Source organism: Acinetobacter johnsonii (assembly GCF_048551975.1).
Classification (GTDB): domain Bacteria; phylum Pseudomonadota; class Gammaproteobacteria; order Pseudomonadales; family Moraxellaceae; genus Acinetobacter; species Acinetobacter johnsonii_A.
Window position 1 is genome coordinate 353,010 of the sequence record NZ_JBIMCF010000001.1, and the last position, 13,807, is coordinate 366,816.

At 41.4% G+C, this 13,807-nt stretch carries 14 protein-coding genes and 4 tRNA genes; 6 read left to right on the forward strand and 12 right to left on the reverse strand.

The features are described 5' to 3' along the window. The first annotated feature begins 86 nt into the window (after window positions 1-86). From ACG9ZB_RS01685 to ACG9ZB_RS01705, 5 genes are all read left to right on the forward strand, one after another. Window positions 87-362, forward strand: a complete 276-nt coding sequence (locus ACG9ZB_RS01685) for a hypothetical protein (protein ID WP_419323664.1) — start codon at window positions 87-89, stop codon at window positions 360-362. 82 nt (window positions 363-444) lie between these two features. Continuing rightward, entirely contained in the window at window positions 445-930 is a 486-nt protein-coding gene (locus tag ACG9ZB_RS01690) for a chorismate--pyruvate lyase family protein (protein WP_419323666.1), read from the forward strand. Next, window positions 927-1,808, forward strand: coding sequence for a 4-hydroxybenzoate octaprenyltransferase (ubiA, locus tag ACG9ZB_RS01695; protein ID WP_419323668.1), 882 nt, complete (start codon window positions 927-929; stop codon window positions 1,806-1,808). The genes ACG9ZB_RS01690 and ubiA overlap by 4 nt, the downstream gene beginning before the upstream one ends. 107 nt (window positions 1,809-1,915) lie before the next feature. Beyond that, window positions 1,916-3,364, forward strand: coding sequence for an alpha/beta hydrolase family protein (locus tag ACG9ZB_RS01700; protein ID WP_419323670.1), 1,449 nt, complete (start codon window positions 1,916-1,918; stop codon window positions 3,362-3,364). A 99-nt stretch (window positions 3,365-3,463) separates the two neighbouring features. Beyond that, window positions 3,464-3,694: a hypothetical protein gene (locus ACG9ZB_RS01705; RefSeq protein ID WP_259233060.1), complete on the forward strand. Its 231-nt coding sequence runs from the start codon at window positions 3,464-3,466 to the stop codon at window positions 3,692-3,694. A 1-nt stretch (window position 3,695) separates the two neighbouring features. On the opposite strand, the gene ACG9ZB_RS01710 is transcribed toward ACG9ZB_RS01705, so the two are convergent. The 8 genes from ACG9ZB_RS01710 to ACG9ZB_RS01745 all read right to left on the reverse strand — a co-directional run bounded on the left by ACG9ZB_RS01710 (window position 3,696) and on the right by ACG9ZB_RS01745 (window position 7,714). Then, complete coding sequence (locus ACG9ZB_RS01710; RefSeq protein ID WP_419323673.1) at window positions 3,696-4,160, reverse strand: DUF2726 domain-containing protein; 465 nt, start codon at window positions 4,158-4,160, stop codon at window positions 3,696-3,698. A gap of 56 nt (window positions 4,161-4,216) precedes the next feature. Continuing rightward, window positions 4,217-4,292: transfer RNA gene (locus ACG9ZB_RS01715), tRNA-Asn, on the reverse strand. Between the two features lie 289 nt (window positions 4,293-4,581). Continuing rightward, window positions 4,582-4,657, reverse strand: a tRNA-Asn gene (locus ACG9ZB_RS01720). A 195-nt stretch (window positions 4,658-4,852) separates the two neighbouring features. After that, window positions 4,853-4,928, reverse strand: a tRNA-Asn gene (locus tag ACG9ZB_RS01725). 4 nt (window positions 4,929-4,932) lie between these two features. Next, window positions 4,933-5,008, reverse strand: a tRNA-Asn gene (locus tag ACG9ZB_RS01730). A 144-nt stretch (window positions 5,009-5,152) separates the two neighbouring features. Next, window positions 5,153-5,779 (reverse strand): superoxide dismutase, encoded by a 627-nt coding sequence (locus tag ACG9ZB_RS01735; RefSeq protein WP_419323675.1) that lies wholly within the window; start codon window positions 5,777-5,779, stop codon window positions 5,153-5,155. A 209-nt stretch (window positions 5,780-5,988) separates the two neighbouring features. Next, window positions 5,989-6,609 carry a superoxide dismutase gene (locus tag ACG9ZB_RS01740; protein ID WP_419323677.1) on the reverse strand — a complete coding sequence of 207 codons (621 nt, stop codon included), beginning with the start codon at window positions 6,607-6,609 and terminating at the stop codon, window positions 5,989-5,991. Between the two features lie 346 nt (window positions 6,610-6,955). Continuing rightward, complete coding sequence (locus ACG9ZB_RS01745; protein WP_419323679.1) at window positions 6,956-7,714, reverse strand: Nif3-like dinuclear metal center hexameric protein; 759 nt, start codon at window positions 7,712-7,714, stop codon at window positions 6,956-6,958. Window positions 7,715-7,882: 168 nt separating this feature from the next. Here ACG9ZB_RS01745 and ACG9ZB_RS01750 point away from each other — a divergent pair, with 168 nt between their 5' ends. Then, window positions 7,883-9,064 (forward strand): S1C family serine protease, encoded by a 1,182-nt coding sequence (locus ACG9ZB_RS01750; protein ID WP_419323681.1) that lies wholly within the window; start codon window positions 7,883-7,885, stop codon window positions 9,062-9,064. A gap of 70 nt (window positions 9,065-9,134) precedes the next feature. On the opposite strand, the gene ACG9ZB_RS01755 is transcribed toward ACG9ZB_RS01750, so the two are convergent. The 4 genes from ACG9ZB_RS01755 to ACG9ZB_RS01770 form a co-directional block, all read right to left on the reverse strand. Then, window positions 9,135-9,458, reverse strand: coding sequence for an EF-hand domain-containing protein (locus ACG9ZB_RS01755; RefSeq protein ID WP_419323683.1), 324 nt, complete (start codon window positions 9,456-9,458; stop codon window positions 9,135-9,137). A gap of 260 nt (window positions 9,459-9,718) precedes the next feature. Next, window positions 9,719-10,681 (reverse strand): Tim44 domain-containing protein, encoded by a 963-nt coding sequence (locus ACG9ZB_RS01760; protein WP_004695769.1) that lies wholly within the window; start codon window positions 10,679-10,681, stop codon window positions 9,719-9,721. A 117-nt stretch (window positions 10,682-10,798) separates the two neighbouring features. Continuing rightward, complete coding sequence (radA, locus tag ACG9ZB_RS01765; RefSeq protein ID WP_419323685.1) at window positions 10,799-12,190, reverse strand: DNA repair protein RadA; 1,392 nt, start codon at window positions 12,188-12,190, stop codon at window positions 10,799-10,801. A 143-nt stretch (window positions 12,191-12,333) separates the two neighbouring features. Then, window positions 12,334-13,695 carry an alanine/glycine:cation symporter family protein gene (locus ACG9ZB_RS01770; protein WP_183172985.1) on the reverse strand — a complete coding sequence of 454 codons (1,362 nt, stop codon included), beginning with the start codon at window positions 13,693-13,695 and terminating at the stop codon, window positions 12,334-12,336. Window positions 13,696-13,807: the final 112 nt, after the last annotated feature.

Below are 13,807 nucleotides of genomic sequence, written 5' to 3' on the forward strand. Positions count from 1 at the left end.
TGAACTGAATTTCACTGTAAAAAACCCGCGCTAGTCGCGGGTTTTTTTGTATCATCTGTTTAACTTGAAAAAAATTGATGAGAGCAATGGCACAGCGTAAGAAGCACACCAGTTTTTATCCTTGGATTGACCCTAAAGATCAAGACAAAGGATTTAAGCTAAATTTTTCGATGGTGACTTATATTGAAGTTGGTCGCACCCCTGAAGGTTACAAGCAGGCAGAATTTGTTGCATTGAAAAGCCCAGAGTTGGCACTGGATTGTGATTATCCTCAAAGTTTTTATTTGAGTGCTGAAGGTTTTATTTTGGTGAAAACTCCGCAAGGTAAATTTGAAACCATTGCAAAAACAGATAATTGCTAAAGATTGATCTTACAATCAAATACATTCTTCATAACTCAAAAAGCGTTTAAGCGCACAGTAAATCAATGGTACAGGTAGGCTTATGCAGCAGATTCCAGCTGAACTGAAAACATGGTTATATGCTTCAGGTTCACTTACTCAGCAACTGACGGATTTGGCTGATGGAGCGTTTAGGGTTCAACCAACCAAAGAGCATTTTCAGCGTCTTCAGTTTATCGATGCAAAATGGATGGGCATGCCGTTTCAGCATACGTCATGGGTACGAGAAAGTTTTTTATATGGCAGTGATGCAGAGCCTTGGGTTAAAGCCAAAAGCATTTTCCCGATTTTAAGTTTACGAGGTCGTGCTCGACTATTTAAACATATTGGAAAAAAACCGATTGGTTGGTTTTTATTTCAGCGTACCAATCCGGCATGTGAACGCCGTGTTATTTGGTTGGATGATGGCTGGACAAGACAGAGCTGTTATACTTGGCACGGCTGCAAGTTTATTGTTCAAGAAACGTTTTTAGCGAGTTTTGAGCAATTTTTGCAAAAGCAGAATTCAGCATCTGAAGGACAATCATGACAACTGCGCATCAAATTACTTGGCGTGAACGTTTAGAAGCCTATTATTATTTATGTCGTTTTGATAAGCCTGTTGGCACAGAATTGGTGTTCTGGCCTACCATGTGGGCACTATGGATTGCAGCAGAGGGCATCCCGCCAATTAGCATTCTGATTCCGATGGTACTTGGCACGGTATTTATGCGTGCGGCTGGGTGTGCAATTAATGATTTTGCTGATCGTAAAGTCGATGCGCATGTAGAGCGCACGAAAATGCGGCCTTTAGCAACAGGGATTATCACGGCTAAAGAAGCCATTTATGTGTTTCTAGCTTTAGTCTTTGCCAGTGCTTGTATGTTGTTATTTCTACCGATTGAAACATTCTATTGTGCTTTAGGTGGGCTTTTTCTCGCATTTATATATCCTTTCATGAAACGCTATACCCATTTGCCTCAGGTTGTTTTGGGCATGGCCTTTTCGTGGGGAATTCCGATGTCCTTTACGGCTATGGGCAAACCATTAGATGTAACCTGTTGGTTGCTTTATTTTGGCAATCTGGCTTGGACAGTGGCGTACGATACTCAATATGCGATTACCGACCGTGAATATGATTTAAAAATTGGGGTGAAGTCGACAGCCATTTTGTTTGGTCGTTTTGATATTCAAATTATTTCATTTTTACAGGCGATGAGCGTGGTTTTGATCGGTGCGGCACTTTACCTTGAAAATTTATTGATGCCATTGGGTTTAATCGCATTGCTGGTAGTTGTGGCTGATTTTATTTATCAATGGTCAAAAACCAAAGACAGAGATCCACAGCGTTGTTTTTGGGCATTCCGTCACAATCGTTGGGTGGGATTCATTATTTTTACTGGAATCTTTTTAGAATTAATTATTTAAAGTGATTATTTGGTTGAAAAGCGTCCTATACAGGGCGCTTTTTTTATGTCTTAATAAAACGGCATGTAGTTTCATGCTTAAAAAAACAACGAATAAAAGGATATTTTATGAAACGCTCGAAAATAGCATTAGCCCTTACAGTTGCCGTTTCAATGCTGTTTTTAACTGCTTGTAATGACGATGATGATTCGCCCGCTTCAAACCAACAACCCACTTATCTGTCGGAAGGAAATTATTCTTTAGATACAGTCGAGAATAGCTCATCGATTAAAGTCATGACTTATAACATGACGAATGTGCAGGGGAAGACAGCAACCGCAACGGCAATGGTTTTATTTCCACAGGTAGCTCGACCTAAAGATGGTTATCGTGTTGTGGTATGGGAGCATGGAACGGTCGGAGGTGGAGATGATTGTGCACCAAGTAAAAATGTGATTCATCCACGCTTTAAAATTTTAGCGAATACATTATTGGCTGCAGGCTATGTCATTGTTGCTCCAGATTATGAAGGTCTAGGTACATCAGGTGTACATCCTTATTTGAATTTGTCGAGTCAAGCTAATTCTGCCATTGCAGCCGTCAAGGCCGCAAAAGAGCATTATGGTACCCAGTTAAATGGAGCATGGATGTCGATTGGCCAATCACAAGGTGGACATGCATCATTGGGTACAGCAGAGTTTGCTAATACAGATACGACTTATAAAGGAGCTGTGGCTGGTGCACCTGCGTCAAGTTTAGGACAAATTATTCAAATTTATCTTGATCCGCAGATGAATCTTGATGCGAATAATCAGTCTAAAGGACTCAATCGATTAGATGAGCAATTGCAACAAGTCCGTGGTGCCGTTGCAGGGGGGCTGATTCCGCCAGAGCAAGGCCAAGCACTGATTGATCAAATAGCAGATGGTTATGCTGAACTCTTGGCTTATGCGGCACTCACAAGCTCGGGAATTAAAGCGTATCAGCCTGATTATGATTTAAAGAATATCTTTACAGCGGGTGCTGCTGAAATTGCGGAAATTGCTTATGGACGTACAGGCGATGATGGTGCATGTTTAGGTTATCCAGCACCGAATAGTGCAAATGGCTTACAAGAACAATTTAAAGCGGGTGTTGTAGAGTTCTTGTCAGATCCAACACACTGGACTTCACAGTATGGTGTTGATTTAAATAAAATTAAAACAGATCCAGTGGTTCAGAAATTTTTGTCGGATAATCAACCAGCAACCAATGCCACTGCTGCGAAAGTTATTAAGACCCCTGTATTTATTATTCAGGGAGAGAAAGATCAAGCGGTACTACCTGTAGTAACGCAAGCGTTATATGCAAATATGAAAGCAAAAGCGACTGCATACTTCCCGCAAAATGCATATGCTGATGGTTATAAATTAACTATTGTACCTAATGCGACGCATACCCAAGCAATCGTATGTCAAAATAAGGAGGCTGTAGATTTTATTCAGACCTATATGTCTGCGGGTACGGGTATTGTGTTAACTGATGCACAAAAAGATGCCAGCACCAATGAAAACTGTACAGGTAAAGCACCGACATAAAATTAACCATTTAAACTGAAGATAGAGCCTCATGATTGAGGCTCTTTTTTTGTTATAGTATTGGCCCATCAAAATCTAGATATTGGAAATAGGTTGGCTATGACGAAATCAACTCAAAAACTAACGCCAAAAGTGATGTTTTTAGCGAGTCTTGGTATTGTGATTCCATTGCTTATTTTAGGGATTGCTTTTTTAGCGGTAAAAAGCGATGCAAAAAACCAAGCGGAATATCAGCGTATTAAAGAAGAACAACAGCAGCGTATTCAAGCAAAGTTGGCTGCCGAAAAGCAATTAACACTGCAGGAAGCGAGCAGCGCAGTCTCAAAATAGTTCAAGCACGGATTGCAGGCGTAATCCCAATGTGTTTGTGCAGTTGGCGAATGCTTGGAATTTCAGTAAAACGCAGAACAATGTAACCTGCTTCATTGAGCATCGCATCACGTTCTGCATCTTCTTGTTCCTTACCGATATGGGAAGGATCATCGAGTTCAATAATCACCACAACCGCTAACTGTTCATCTAATAAAACGAAGTCGGTGACTTTACGGTTAAATTTGGCCCGTATTTTATAGTGATCACTGGTAATCAGCGAACTAAATGAAACTTGAGCTAGAACATGATGGCGTGGAAATGCTTCTTTTAAGCGAATAAACATTTTACATTCAAATGGCGTAATGACGTGTTTTGCATAAAACTTTTGTTTACGGCGAAATAGGTCAGGGTAGACCATCATCACTAACGTAATAGTAGAGAAGCAGCCGATGATAAAAAAGATGATTTGACTCAGATCGAACACAATATTTTCTAGCGCAAAGAAAAAACCCACTCGAATGGAGTGGGTTTTTAGAATTTTGGCTCTCCAACCTGGGCTCGAACCAGGGACCTGCGGATTAACAGTCCGTCGCTCTACCGACTGAGCTATTGGAGAATCTGCACGCATTCTATGTGGCAAAGCTCAAAGGGTCAAGTCTTTGGCCTGATATTTTTATATAATCTGCTTTAAATGATTTAAAAATAAACGGTTTAGCTTTTATTGATGTGATTCGATTCAGCTATCTTTGATTTTCTATGAAGATATTATGGGTATTCAAGCTGAGAAGGGCCTGTATGGAAAGCTGCTTTGGAGTGATTTTGAGAGATTGGTTTTACTTATGGGTGAATGTCGTTTTTATAGATAGAAAAAAACCCAAGTCATAATGCTTGGGCTTTTTAAAATTTGGCTCTCCAACCTGGGCTCGAACCAGGGACCTGCGGATTAACAGTCCGTCGCTCTACCGACTGAGCTATTGGAGAATCTGAAATGCAGTATAGAGAAAATTACACATCGGTCAAGTTACAATTCTAAAAAAAGTCGAATTTTAGATTAAATGTTTTTTTTATAAACAATTTGATATGTCATAGCTGTATACCAGAAGGGTATAGGGTGTGTATCAAAACAATGAGTGATAAAAAAAGCCCAAGTCACGATGCTTGGGCTTTTTAGAATCTTGGCTCTTCCACCTGGGCTCGAACCAGGGACCTGCGGATTAACAGTCCGTCGCTCTACCGACTGAGCTATGGAAGAATAGTGGCTCTCCAACCTGGGCTCGAACCAGGGACCTGCGGATTAACAGTCCGTCGCTCTACCGACTGAGCTATTGGAGAATCTGATGCGCATTTTAGGGAGGAAAGGAAAATGGGTCAAGCAAAAAATATTGAGAAATGAATTGTTTGCTTTATAAATATGCGTTTAGGTAGCAAAAACAAAAAAACCGCTCAAAAAGAGCGGTTTTTTAAACAAGACGAATCTTATTTTTCAACGCCAGCAGCTTGGCCTGCATATTTCGCGTTTGCATAATCCCAGTTTACAAGACTTTCAAGGAAAGTTTTGATGTAAACAGGACGTGCATTACGGAAGTCGATGTAGTAAGCATGTTCCCAAACGTCAATGGTTAACACTGCAACTTTACCGTGTGCAAGTGGAGTGTCTGCATTTGAAGTTTTAAGGATAGAAAGGTTGCCATTTACTTCATCAGCAACTAACCAAGCCCAACCTGAACCAAATTGAGTTGTAGCAGCAGCAGCAAATTCTTCAGCGAATTTTTCGTAAGAACCGAATGCTTCATCAATTTTAGCAGCTAAAGCACCTGTTGCTTTACCACCACCGTTTTTAGCCATACAGTTCCAGTAGAATGTGTGGTTCCAAACTTGTGCTGCGTTATTGAAGATACCTGCTTTAGATGCATCACCAGCAGAAGCTGTGATGATTTCTTCTAAAGTTTTACCTTCAAGGTCAGTACCCTTGATTAGGTTGTTTAGGTTAACAACATAAGTATTGTGGTGTTTGTCGTGGTGGAATTCTAAAGTTTCTTTGCTGATGTGTGGAACAAGATCTTCGTAGCCATATGGAAGTGCAGGTAAAGTAATGGTTGTCATGTTTCATTCCTTGCAGATTTGCTGGGTTTTACTTTAAGTGCATTTATTGTAAATGATTCTATAGACAATAGGGCAGTCTTTTAATACACAAAATATGCAAAAAACTTCGTAAGGACACATATACAATACACAAGATATCGTTAGAGTCTTTCGTACAGAATATATTCATTTTAAAAGACTCCAAGCTCTAGATAGATTGAGGCGTGAGATTAATTTTTATTCTGCAACGCTGCATGGTAACGGCGATTTACTTCATCCCAATCGACTACATTATAAAAGGCATTGATATATTCAGGACGGCGGTTTTGATATTTTAGATAATACGCATGTTCCCATACATCTAAACCGAGAATAGGGGTATGACCGTGCATAAGAGGGGAATCCTGATTTGCACTGCTTTCAACAATCAGCTGGTGTTCAGGTGTCACGCTTAGCCATGCCCAACCACTGCCAAAACGGCTAATCGCTGCTTTGGTAAATGCCTTTTTAAAAGCATCAAAACCACCGAGTTGCTCATCAATAGCTTTTGCCACAGCTCCAGTTGGTTGCCCACCACCTTGTGGACTCATGACTGTCCAAAACAGTGAGTGGTTGGCATGACCACCTGCATTATTGATCACCATATTTTTAAGATCAGTAGGGACATCATTGACTTTGGCAACCAAATCTTCCGCAGACAGTTTCTCCCATTCTGTGCCTACAATCGCGCCATTAATGTTATTGATATAGGCTTGATGGTGTTTACTGTGGTGAATTTCCATTGTTTTCGCATCAATGTTGGGTTCGAGTGCATCATAGGCATATGGAAGAGCGGGTAAAAAATAAGCCATGTGTTTGATTCCTTTAATCATCAAATTTTGTTTTATTGGGATTTTTCAAAGCAGTTTTATTATCTAATTAAAAGTTAATGAGAATCAATATATTTATTATTTGCAATATTGGGGTGCAGCGTAGCAATTTATATTGTTCGTATTGGGGGGAACGTTCAACAGGTATAACAAAGATCAAATGCAAAGCGTTTTTGAACTGATGCTATGTTTTGATTTAAAAAGATGAAAGGCTAGAAATAATATTTTAGAAATTATTCATTTGCTGAAATGAGAGTGATGTCGGATACCATGCGATGTAAGCGCATTGAAAGGACTGGGATGAAAAAAGTCTCATCCCAGTGATTGCTTAGATCGGGTTATTTAACTCGAAATAAACATATTCAATATCAAATTGTTCTGAAATGGCTTGACCTAATCGCTGCACGCCGTAGCGTTCAGTCGCATGATGTCCGCAAGCAAAATAATGTATGCCTAACTCTTTGGCTTCATAGAAGGTACGTTCACTGACTTCGCCTGAAATATAGGCATCACAGCCTTGTTCAGCGGCTTTTACAATAAAATCTTGTGCACCACCAGTACAAAAACCGACTTTTTCAATCATGTTCTTATCCGCAGGAAGATGGATGGCATCGAATTTTAATTTTTCAGATACAAACTTTTTAAACTCTTCCACAGGCATTGGCTGGTTTAAATAACCAATATTGCCAATAGGATGACGCTCAGATGGATCAAGTGCCTCAATACGTTCCAATCTGAGCAAATCTGCAATCGCTACATTATTTCCAAGACTCGGATGGCTGTCGAGGGGGAGGTGATATGCCAACAAAGAAATGTCATGTTGAATCAGACTCTTGATCCGTTTACCTCGCATACCTGTGATGGGATAGGCTTCACCTTTCCAAAAATAACCATGATGCACCAGTAAAAGATCCGCATTTTCTCGGATCGCGGCATCTATGGCATCTTGCGATGCAGTCACAGCAGCTAAAATTTTACGCACTTCGGTTTTACCTTCAATTTGAAGGCCATTCGGTGCATAGTCCTTAAACTCAGGTGATTTGAGGGTTTGATCACACCACTGAATAATGTCTTGTAATTTTGCCATATCGACTTAAAAACTCTTTTTAATTGATTACATCGGAATCTATTGTTTATTTTAACTAAAGCATGACAAAACTCTTGCTTATTTTTGTGCTTCGGCTTGAATTTCGCTTTACAATAGGCATAAATTACTTAGTCATCAATGAATTAAAACATTTTAGAGGGTGAAATCGTGCGCAGGACCTTTTCCTGGTTACCTTGGGTATTACTCATTTTAGTCATTGCTGGATTTTTTGCTTGGCAGCAGTATCAAAAGCCAAAAGCGCCTGTGGCGTCAGATGGGATTAAGATGCCTGCTGAAAAGGTTGAGCCTTTAATTAACACCACGCGTACCGGTGGCGTGGTTTCTTATAGTGCCGCTGTGAAAGTGGCTGCGCCAGCAGTAGTGAATATTTTTACCACGCAAAAAGTCAAACAACTTGACCATCCATTACTCAATGATCCTGCGTTCCGTGAATTTTTTGGCAATCAAATTCCAGATCAGTTTAGCCAAAATAAAAATGAAAACAGTTTGGGTTCAGGTGTGATTGTTCGTCCTGATGGTTATATTTTGACAAATAACCATGTGATTGCTCAAGCCGATCAAATTGTTGTGGCGTTACAAGATGGCCGTCGTGCAGTGGCAAAAGTGATTGGTACAGACCCCGATACCGATTTGGCTGTGATTAAAGTTGAGTTGGCGAATCTGCCTGTTTTACCCTTTAAGCTCAGTGGCAACGAAGTGGGTGATGTAGTCTTGGCCATTGGTAACCCATTTGGTGTAGGTCAAACCGTTACGCAAGGTATCGTCTCTGCTACAGGACGCTCTGATCTAGGTATTAACACTTATGAAGACTTTATTCAAACCGATGCTGCAATTAATCCCGGCAATTCTGGCGGTGCTTTGATTGATGTCGCGGGGAATTTGATTGGAGTGAATACGGCCATTTTCTCTCAGTCAGGTGGGTCTTTAGGTATTGGTTTTGCCATTCCTGCAAGAATTTGCCAACAAGTACTGAACTCTATTCTTAAAGATGGTCGTGTGGTACGTGGTTGGCTGGGTATCAGCTTATTGCCTGTTGAACAAGTCAATATTCTAGAGCCTAAAGGGCCTGGTGTGGTTGTCGCGGATGTGTTAAAAACGGGACCTGCTGCAAAAGCTGGTTTAAAGAAAGGCGACAAGATTGTGAAAGTGAATGATGAAGTGATTACTTCAACCTCACATTTGATTAATTTTGTGGCTTTACAACCGCCAAATAGCACTATTCAGATTTCACTTGAGCGTGATGGCAAACCTTTAGATGTTGCTGTGGTTGTTGGGGAAAGAAAAGAGCAAAATCAGGACTCTCAATTTATTCCATTACCAGAACGTTAATCATTATTTAAAAATATTAAACCCTGATTATTCAGGGTTTTTTATTGCTTAGAATTTTATGATTCAGAAATTATCGTGAGGGCCAATTTGCACAAGGATTAGGGAGTAAGCTATGAATTTCTCCAAGCTCTCCATCTGCCAGTTTGCCATCCTTATTTTTATCCAGATATTTAAATAATTTAAAATTTTTATCTTTAGCTTGGAAGCGTTTATCATCGGGCCAAGGAAGAGGGTCAAAATCTTTAACGCTTAAGAATTCTTTTAACTCGAAGGTTTTATTTTTATTTAGATCATAGGTCTTATGAAACTGTTCCCAATTTAAGGAGGCTGGCTCGCAGGGGAGACTATGGGAACTGATAAATAGTGAAATGCAAAGCATGGTTAAATTTTTCATATTTTCTTTCTCAGTAACATTATTTACAGAGTGTTCAAAATGCGAAACTATTTGTGATATGGCTATAGCCTAAGCGCAAAATAGAATTCTGAATATGAATACTATAATTTATTAGGTAGGAGATTTATTGAAATATCTGTTCAGTTTTTGTGGATGCTATTTTGTATTGAGAAGTTGTATAGCGATTTATCCCTAATTTAATTGTTGAATCTGCGCAATAAAAAACAGCGACCGAAGTCGCTGTTTTTTATCTTTAGAGATTAAGCTTCTTGCTGGATACCCGCAACGAGCCAGTCTTGGGTAGAACCCGCTGGTTTTACAAAGTGCCAAACTTCAGCAAAAGGTTGCGGTAAGCTGTTGAGGTCTTCACTTACTGTACCAGTAAAACGTACGCTAACCACGTATTGACCATTTTCTGTCGCAGAGTCCGCAACCATTGCATTAAGGTTTGAAAACTCAGCTACATCTTGATCTTGGTTCGCCATAATGTCTTGATACATAGACTGGTAAAGATCAGGTGTTAAGTAACGCTGAATTTCAGAAATGTTACTTGCCGTGTTCATCGACTGAATATGATTGAAACGTTGACGAGCAATACGTAAGAAAGCCGCAGGTTCTGTACCGTCTGGCAGCTGACTACCACTATTGGTATAGGCAGCGCCAAAAGGTGCATTGTTTTGTGGTGTAGCAGCTGAACCACCTACAGACTGACCAAAAATGTTACTGTTGTCATTTGATGTACGTGGTGCAGCTTGTTGGCCAAACGGTGCTTGAGTTGAACCATTGTTTGGCGCGTATGGATTAGGTGCTACTTTTTTTTTTGCGCCCATTTTACGGAAAATGAAGAAGGCAACAGCAGCGGCAAGAAGAATCCAAATCCAGCTCGGAATACCACCTTTTTCTTCCTGTGCTTGCGCTTGAGAAGCAGAGTTATCATCTGCCAATGCATTTGCAGCTACAGCACCAATTGCAGCACCCGCTACACCGGCCGCAACCATACCACCGACGCCTGGACCAGATTTAGCTGGAGCTGTAGCGGGCGCGGTAGGTTGTTGAGCTGGAGTTGCTTGACGAGGTTGTTGATAAGACTGAGTTGGTGCGGCCTGACGGCTCATGCCGTGGCTTTTACCACCACCTGCACGTTTAGCTTCTGCGGCTAAGGGTGCAACTAAAAGAGCCGCTGTTAAAAAACCAGCAATCAAACCACGCTGTCGAACTTCCATCAAATTTTCCTACTCTATAAAAATAAATTTTAACTCTACCTTTATGCAGTCTTTTATCCTAAATTTCAATAAAAAACGTGTTTATTTTATGATAAATCCAAATGAATGGAATTTAGCTTAGTTGAGTTCGTCACTTAAGCTCATGGCTTCAGTGAGTGCCTCATGTAAGCGCGCCACGGTGATTACCTTCACTCCCGCAATGTCTTTTTGCGGTGCGTTGCCTCGCGGTAGAATAATGTACTTAAAGCCATGTTTAATGGCTTCTTTTAAGCGTTCCTGCCCATTGGGGACTGGGCGAATTTCCCCAGAGAGTCCTACTTCACCAAAAACAGCCAATTGTTGTGGCAGGGCTTTACCTCGCAGGCTAGAGGCACAGGCCAATAGGACGGCCAAGTCAGAACCTGTTTCCGTGATTTTTAAACCACCGACAACGTTGACATAGACATCTTGTCCAGATGTTTGCACGCCACCATGGCGATGCATCACCGCCAAGAGCATATTTAAACGGTTTTGTTCCAAACCTAAGGCGACTCGGCGCGGTTGACCATGTGCATCATCCACCAAAGCTTGAACCTCAACCAACAGAGGACGTGTGCCTTCACGACTGATCATCACGATTGAGCCTGCAATGGCTTCATCATAACGACTTAGGAAAATGGCTGAAGGATTCGCCACTTCTCTTAATCCTTTATCAGTCATGCCAAAAACCCCGAGTTCATTGACTGCACCAAAACGATTTTTAACGGCACGAATCATCCGATAACGTGAGTCGGACTGACCTTCAAAGTACAGAACACAGTCCACCATATGTTCAAGCACACGCGGGCCAGCCAGTGCACCTTCTTTGGTGACGTGTCCGACAATGAACAAGGCTGTACCACTATTTTTAGCAAAACGTGTCAGTAAAGCTGCGGACTCGCGAATTTGAGAAACACCGCCTGGCGCTGACTGGAGTGTTTCAGTATATAGGGTTTGAATAGAATCTAAAATTGCCACGGCGGGGCGCTCGTGAGCAAGCATTTCACATATCCGCTCAACACAGGTTTCTGCCATGACTTTGAGTTTATCTGTAGGCAGATCAAGGCGATTTGCACGCAAGGCCACTTGAGAGAGTGATTCTTCACCTGTGACATACAATGCCGCACTGTTGGCCGCGGCCATATGCGTTGCCGTTTGCAATAAAATGGTCGATTTTCCAATGCCCGGATCGCCACCAATCAGTACCACAGAGCCCGTGACGAGACCACCGCCAAGCACACGATCAAACTCACCAATTCCTGTAGCCAAGCGAGTCTCATGTGAAACAGAAATTTGATTTAAGGTGCTAATAGCAGCAGCTTGACCTGCATAGCCGCCACCCATTTTGGGCTGCGCACGATGTGTGACTGCAGGTGCAATATTGACTTCAACTAGACTATTCCATTCTCCACATTCAGAACATTGACCCGCCCATTTTGAATGGTCAGCGCCACATTGTTCACAGCGGTAAACACTTTTTGCTTTTGCCATACTTTATTTGATGCACTATTTGGAGTATTCGATGGTTCAACAGCATACAGAGGATTGGATTTGAAATGAATGCTCTGAATCAAAAAGCCACCCGAAGGTGGCTTAACGATTGAAGATTTTAAAAATTTGCTTTGAAAATAACCTTAGTACAACTCACCTGATTTACGCTTTTCGACAAAATCACGTGACTCTTTCACAATCACCGTCGACAGCAATAACAAGGCAATTAAGTTTGGAACCGCCATTAAACCATTAAAGGTATCGGCAAATAGCCAGACTAAATCAAGAGATGCCACGCAACCAATAAAGACTGATGCGATGTAAATGAGACGGTACAACAGAACATACTTTTCACCGAGTAAATAAGTACAGCATTTTTCGCCGTAATAGCACCAACCTAAAATGGTGGAGTAAGCGAAGAAAACAATACCAAAAGTCACGATCCAGCCTCCGACACCCGGCAGTAATTGGTTAAAAGTATGAGTGGTTAATACCGCGCCTGTTTCGCCACCAAAACTATTGCCCGCCATAATAAAGCCCATAACCAAAACGATCCCTGTAATACTACAGACGATAATGGTATCGATAAACGTACCTGTCATTGAGACTAAGCCTTGACGTGCAGGGTGGTCGGTTTTTGCAGCAGCGGCAGCAATGGGTGCTGAACCCATCCCTGCTTCATTTGAGAAGACGCCACGAGCAACACCGTAACGAATGACGGCACCGATTGCACCACCTGCTACAGCTTCACCCGTAAAGGCATCACGGAAGATCAGTTCAAGTGCAGGCATGACGAGTTCAAGATGGTTGAAGATAATAATGAGGCCACCGAGGACATATCCAATTGCCATAATCGGAACGATGAAAGAAGCTGCTTTAGAAATAGATTTAATCCCGCCTAAAATAACTAAAGCAGAGAATACAGTAATGACGATACCTGTGATCCATGTTGCAACTCCCGTACTGTTTTCAACAGCGAGAGCAACTGTGTTGGATTGCACTGAACTGCCAATCCCAAAAGACGCTAAGGTGCCAAATAGTGCAAAAATCAGTGCTAACCATTTCCATTTTAGGCCGCGTTCAATGTAGTACATTGGACCGCCAGACATTTCACCTTTTTCATTTTTGATTCGGTATTTAACTGCCAGTACACCTTCACCATATTTGGTTGCCATACCGAACAGGGCTGTCATCCACATCCAAAATACCGCACCTGGGCCACCAAGGACACAAGCGGTTGCAACACCGGCGATATTACCCGTACCAATGGTGGCAGAGAGTGCCGTCATGAGGGATGCAAAGTGCGAGATATCTCCTGTATGAGAATGTGCTTGGTCATGTTTGCCAAAGACTTGTTTAAAGGCCAGAGGCAACATGCGGATTTGCCAGAAGAACAAGCGTAATGTGAGGAATATCCCTGTTCCGACAATGAGGACCAACATATAGGGTCCCCAGACCAAACCACTGATAGTTTCCATAAAAGTTTGTAAACTTTGTGTATTCATTTTTCTTTTAGTCCTCTATATTTTAAAACTTTAAATTTCTAGAAAAATTTTGAGTTTTATTAAGCAATTGATATGCCACAGTCATGCTTCCTGCACGATTTTTTATTGATTT

Bases quoted from the DNA above. Each gene is read 5' to 3' on its own strand.
- ubiA (WP_419323668.1), top strand. From the start codon at position 927: ATGACAACTGCGCATCAAATTACTTGGCGTGAACGTTTAGAAGCCTAT.
- ACG9ZB_RS01685 (WP_419323664.1), top strand. From the start codon at position 87: ATGGCACAGCGTAAGAAGCACACCAGTTTTTATCCTTGGATTGACCCT.
- ACG9ZB_RS01760 (WP_004695769.1), bottom strand. From the start codon at position 10,681: ATGGAAGTTCGACAGCGTGGTTTGATTGCTGGTTTTTTAACAGCGGCT.
- radA (WP_419323685.1), bottom strand. From the start codon at position 12,190: ATGGCAAAAGCAAAAAGTGTTTACCGCTGTGAACAATGTGGCGCTGAC.
- ACG9ZB_RS01755 (WP_419323683.1), bottom strand. From the start codon at position 9,458: ATGAAAAATTTAACCATGCTTTGCATTTCACTATTTATCAGTTCCCAT.
- ACG9ZB_RS01770 (WP_183172985.1), bottom strand. From the start codon at position 13,695: ATGAATACACAAAGTTTACAAACTTTTATGGAAACTATCAGTGGTTTG.
- ACG9ZB_RS01705 (WP_259233060.1), top strand. From the start codon at position 3,464: ATGACGAAATCAACTCAAAAACTAACGCCAAAAGTGATGTTTTTAGCG.
- ACG9ZB_RS01745 (WP_419323679.1), bottom strand. From the start codon at position 7,714: ATGGCAAAATTACAAGACATTATTCAGTGGTGTGATCAAACCCTCAAA.
- ACG9ZB_RS01740 (WP_419323677.1), bottom strand. From the start codon at position 6,609: ATGGCTTATTTTTTACCCGCTCTTCCATATGCCTATGATGCACTCGAA.
- ACG9ZB_RS01690 (WP_419323666.1), top strand. From the start codon at position 445: ATGCAGCAGATTCCAGCTGAACTGAAAACATGGTTATATGCTTCAGGT.
- ACG9ZB_RS01700 (WP_419323670.1), top strand. From the start codon at position 1,916: ATGAAACGCTCGAAAATAGCATTAGCCCTTACAGTTGCCGTTTCAATG.
- ACG9ZB_RS01735 (WP_419323675.1), bottom strand. From the start codon at position 5,779: ATGACAACCATTACTTTACCTGCACTTCCATATGGCTACGAAGATCTT.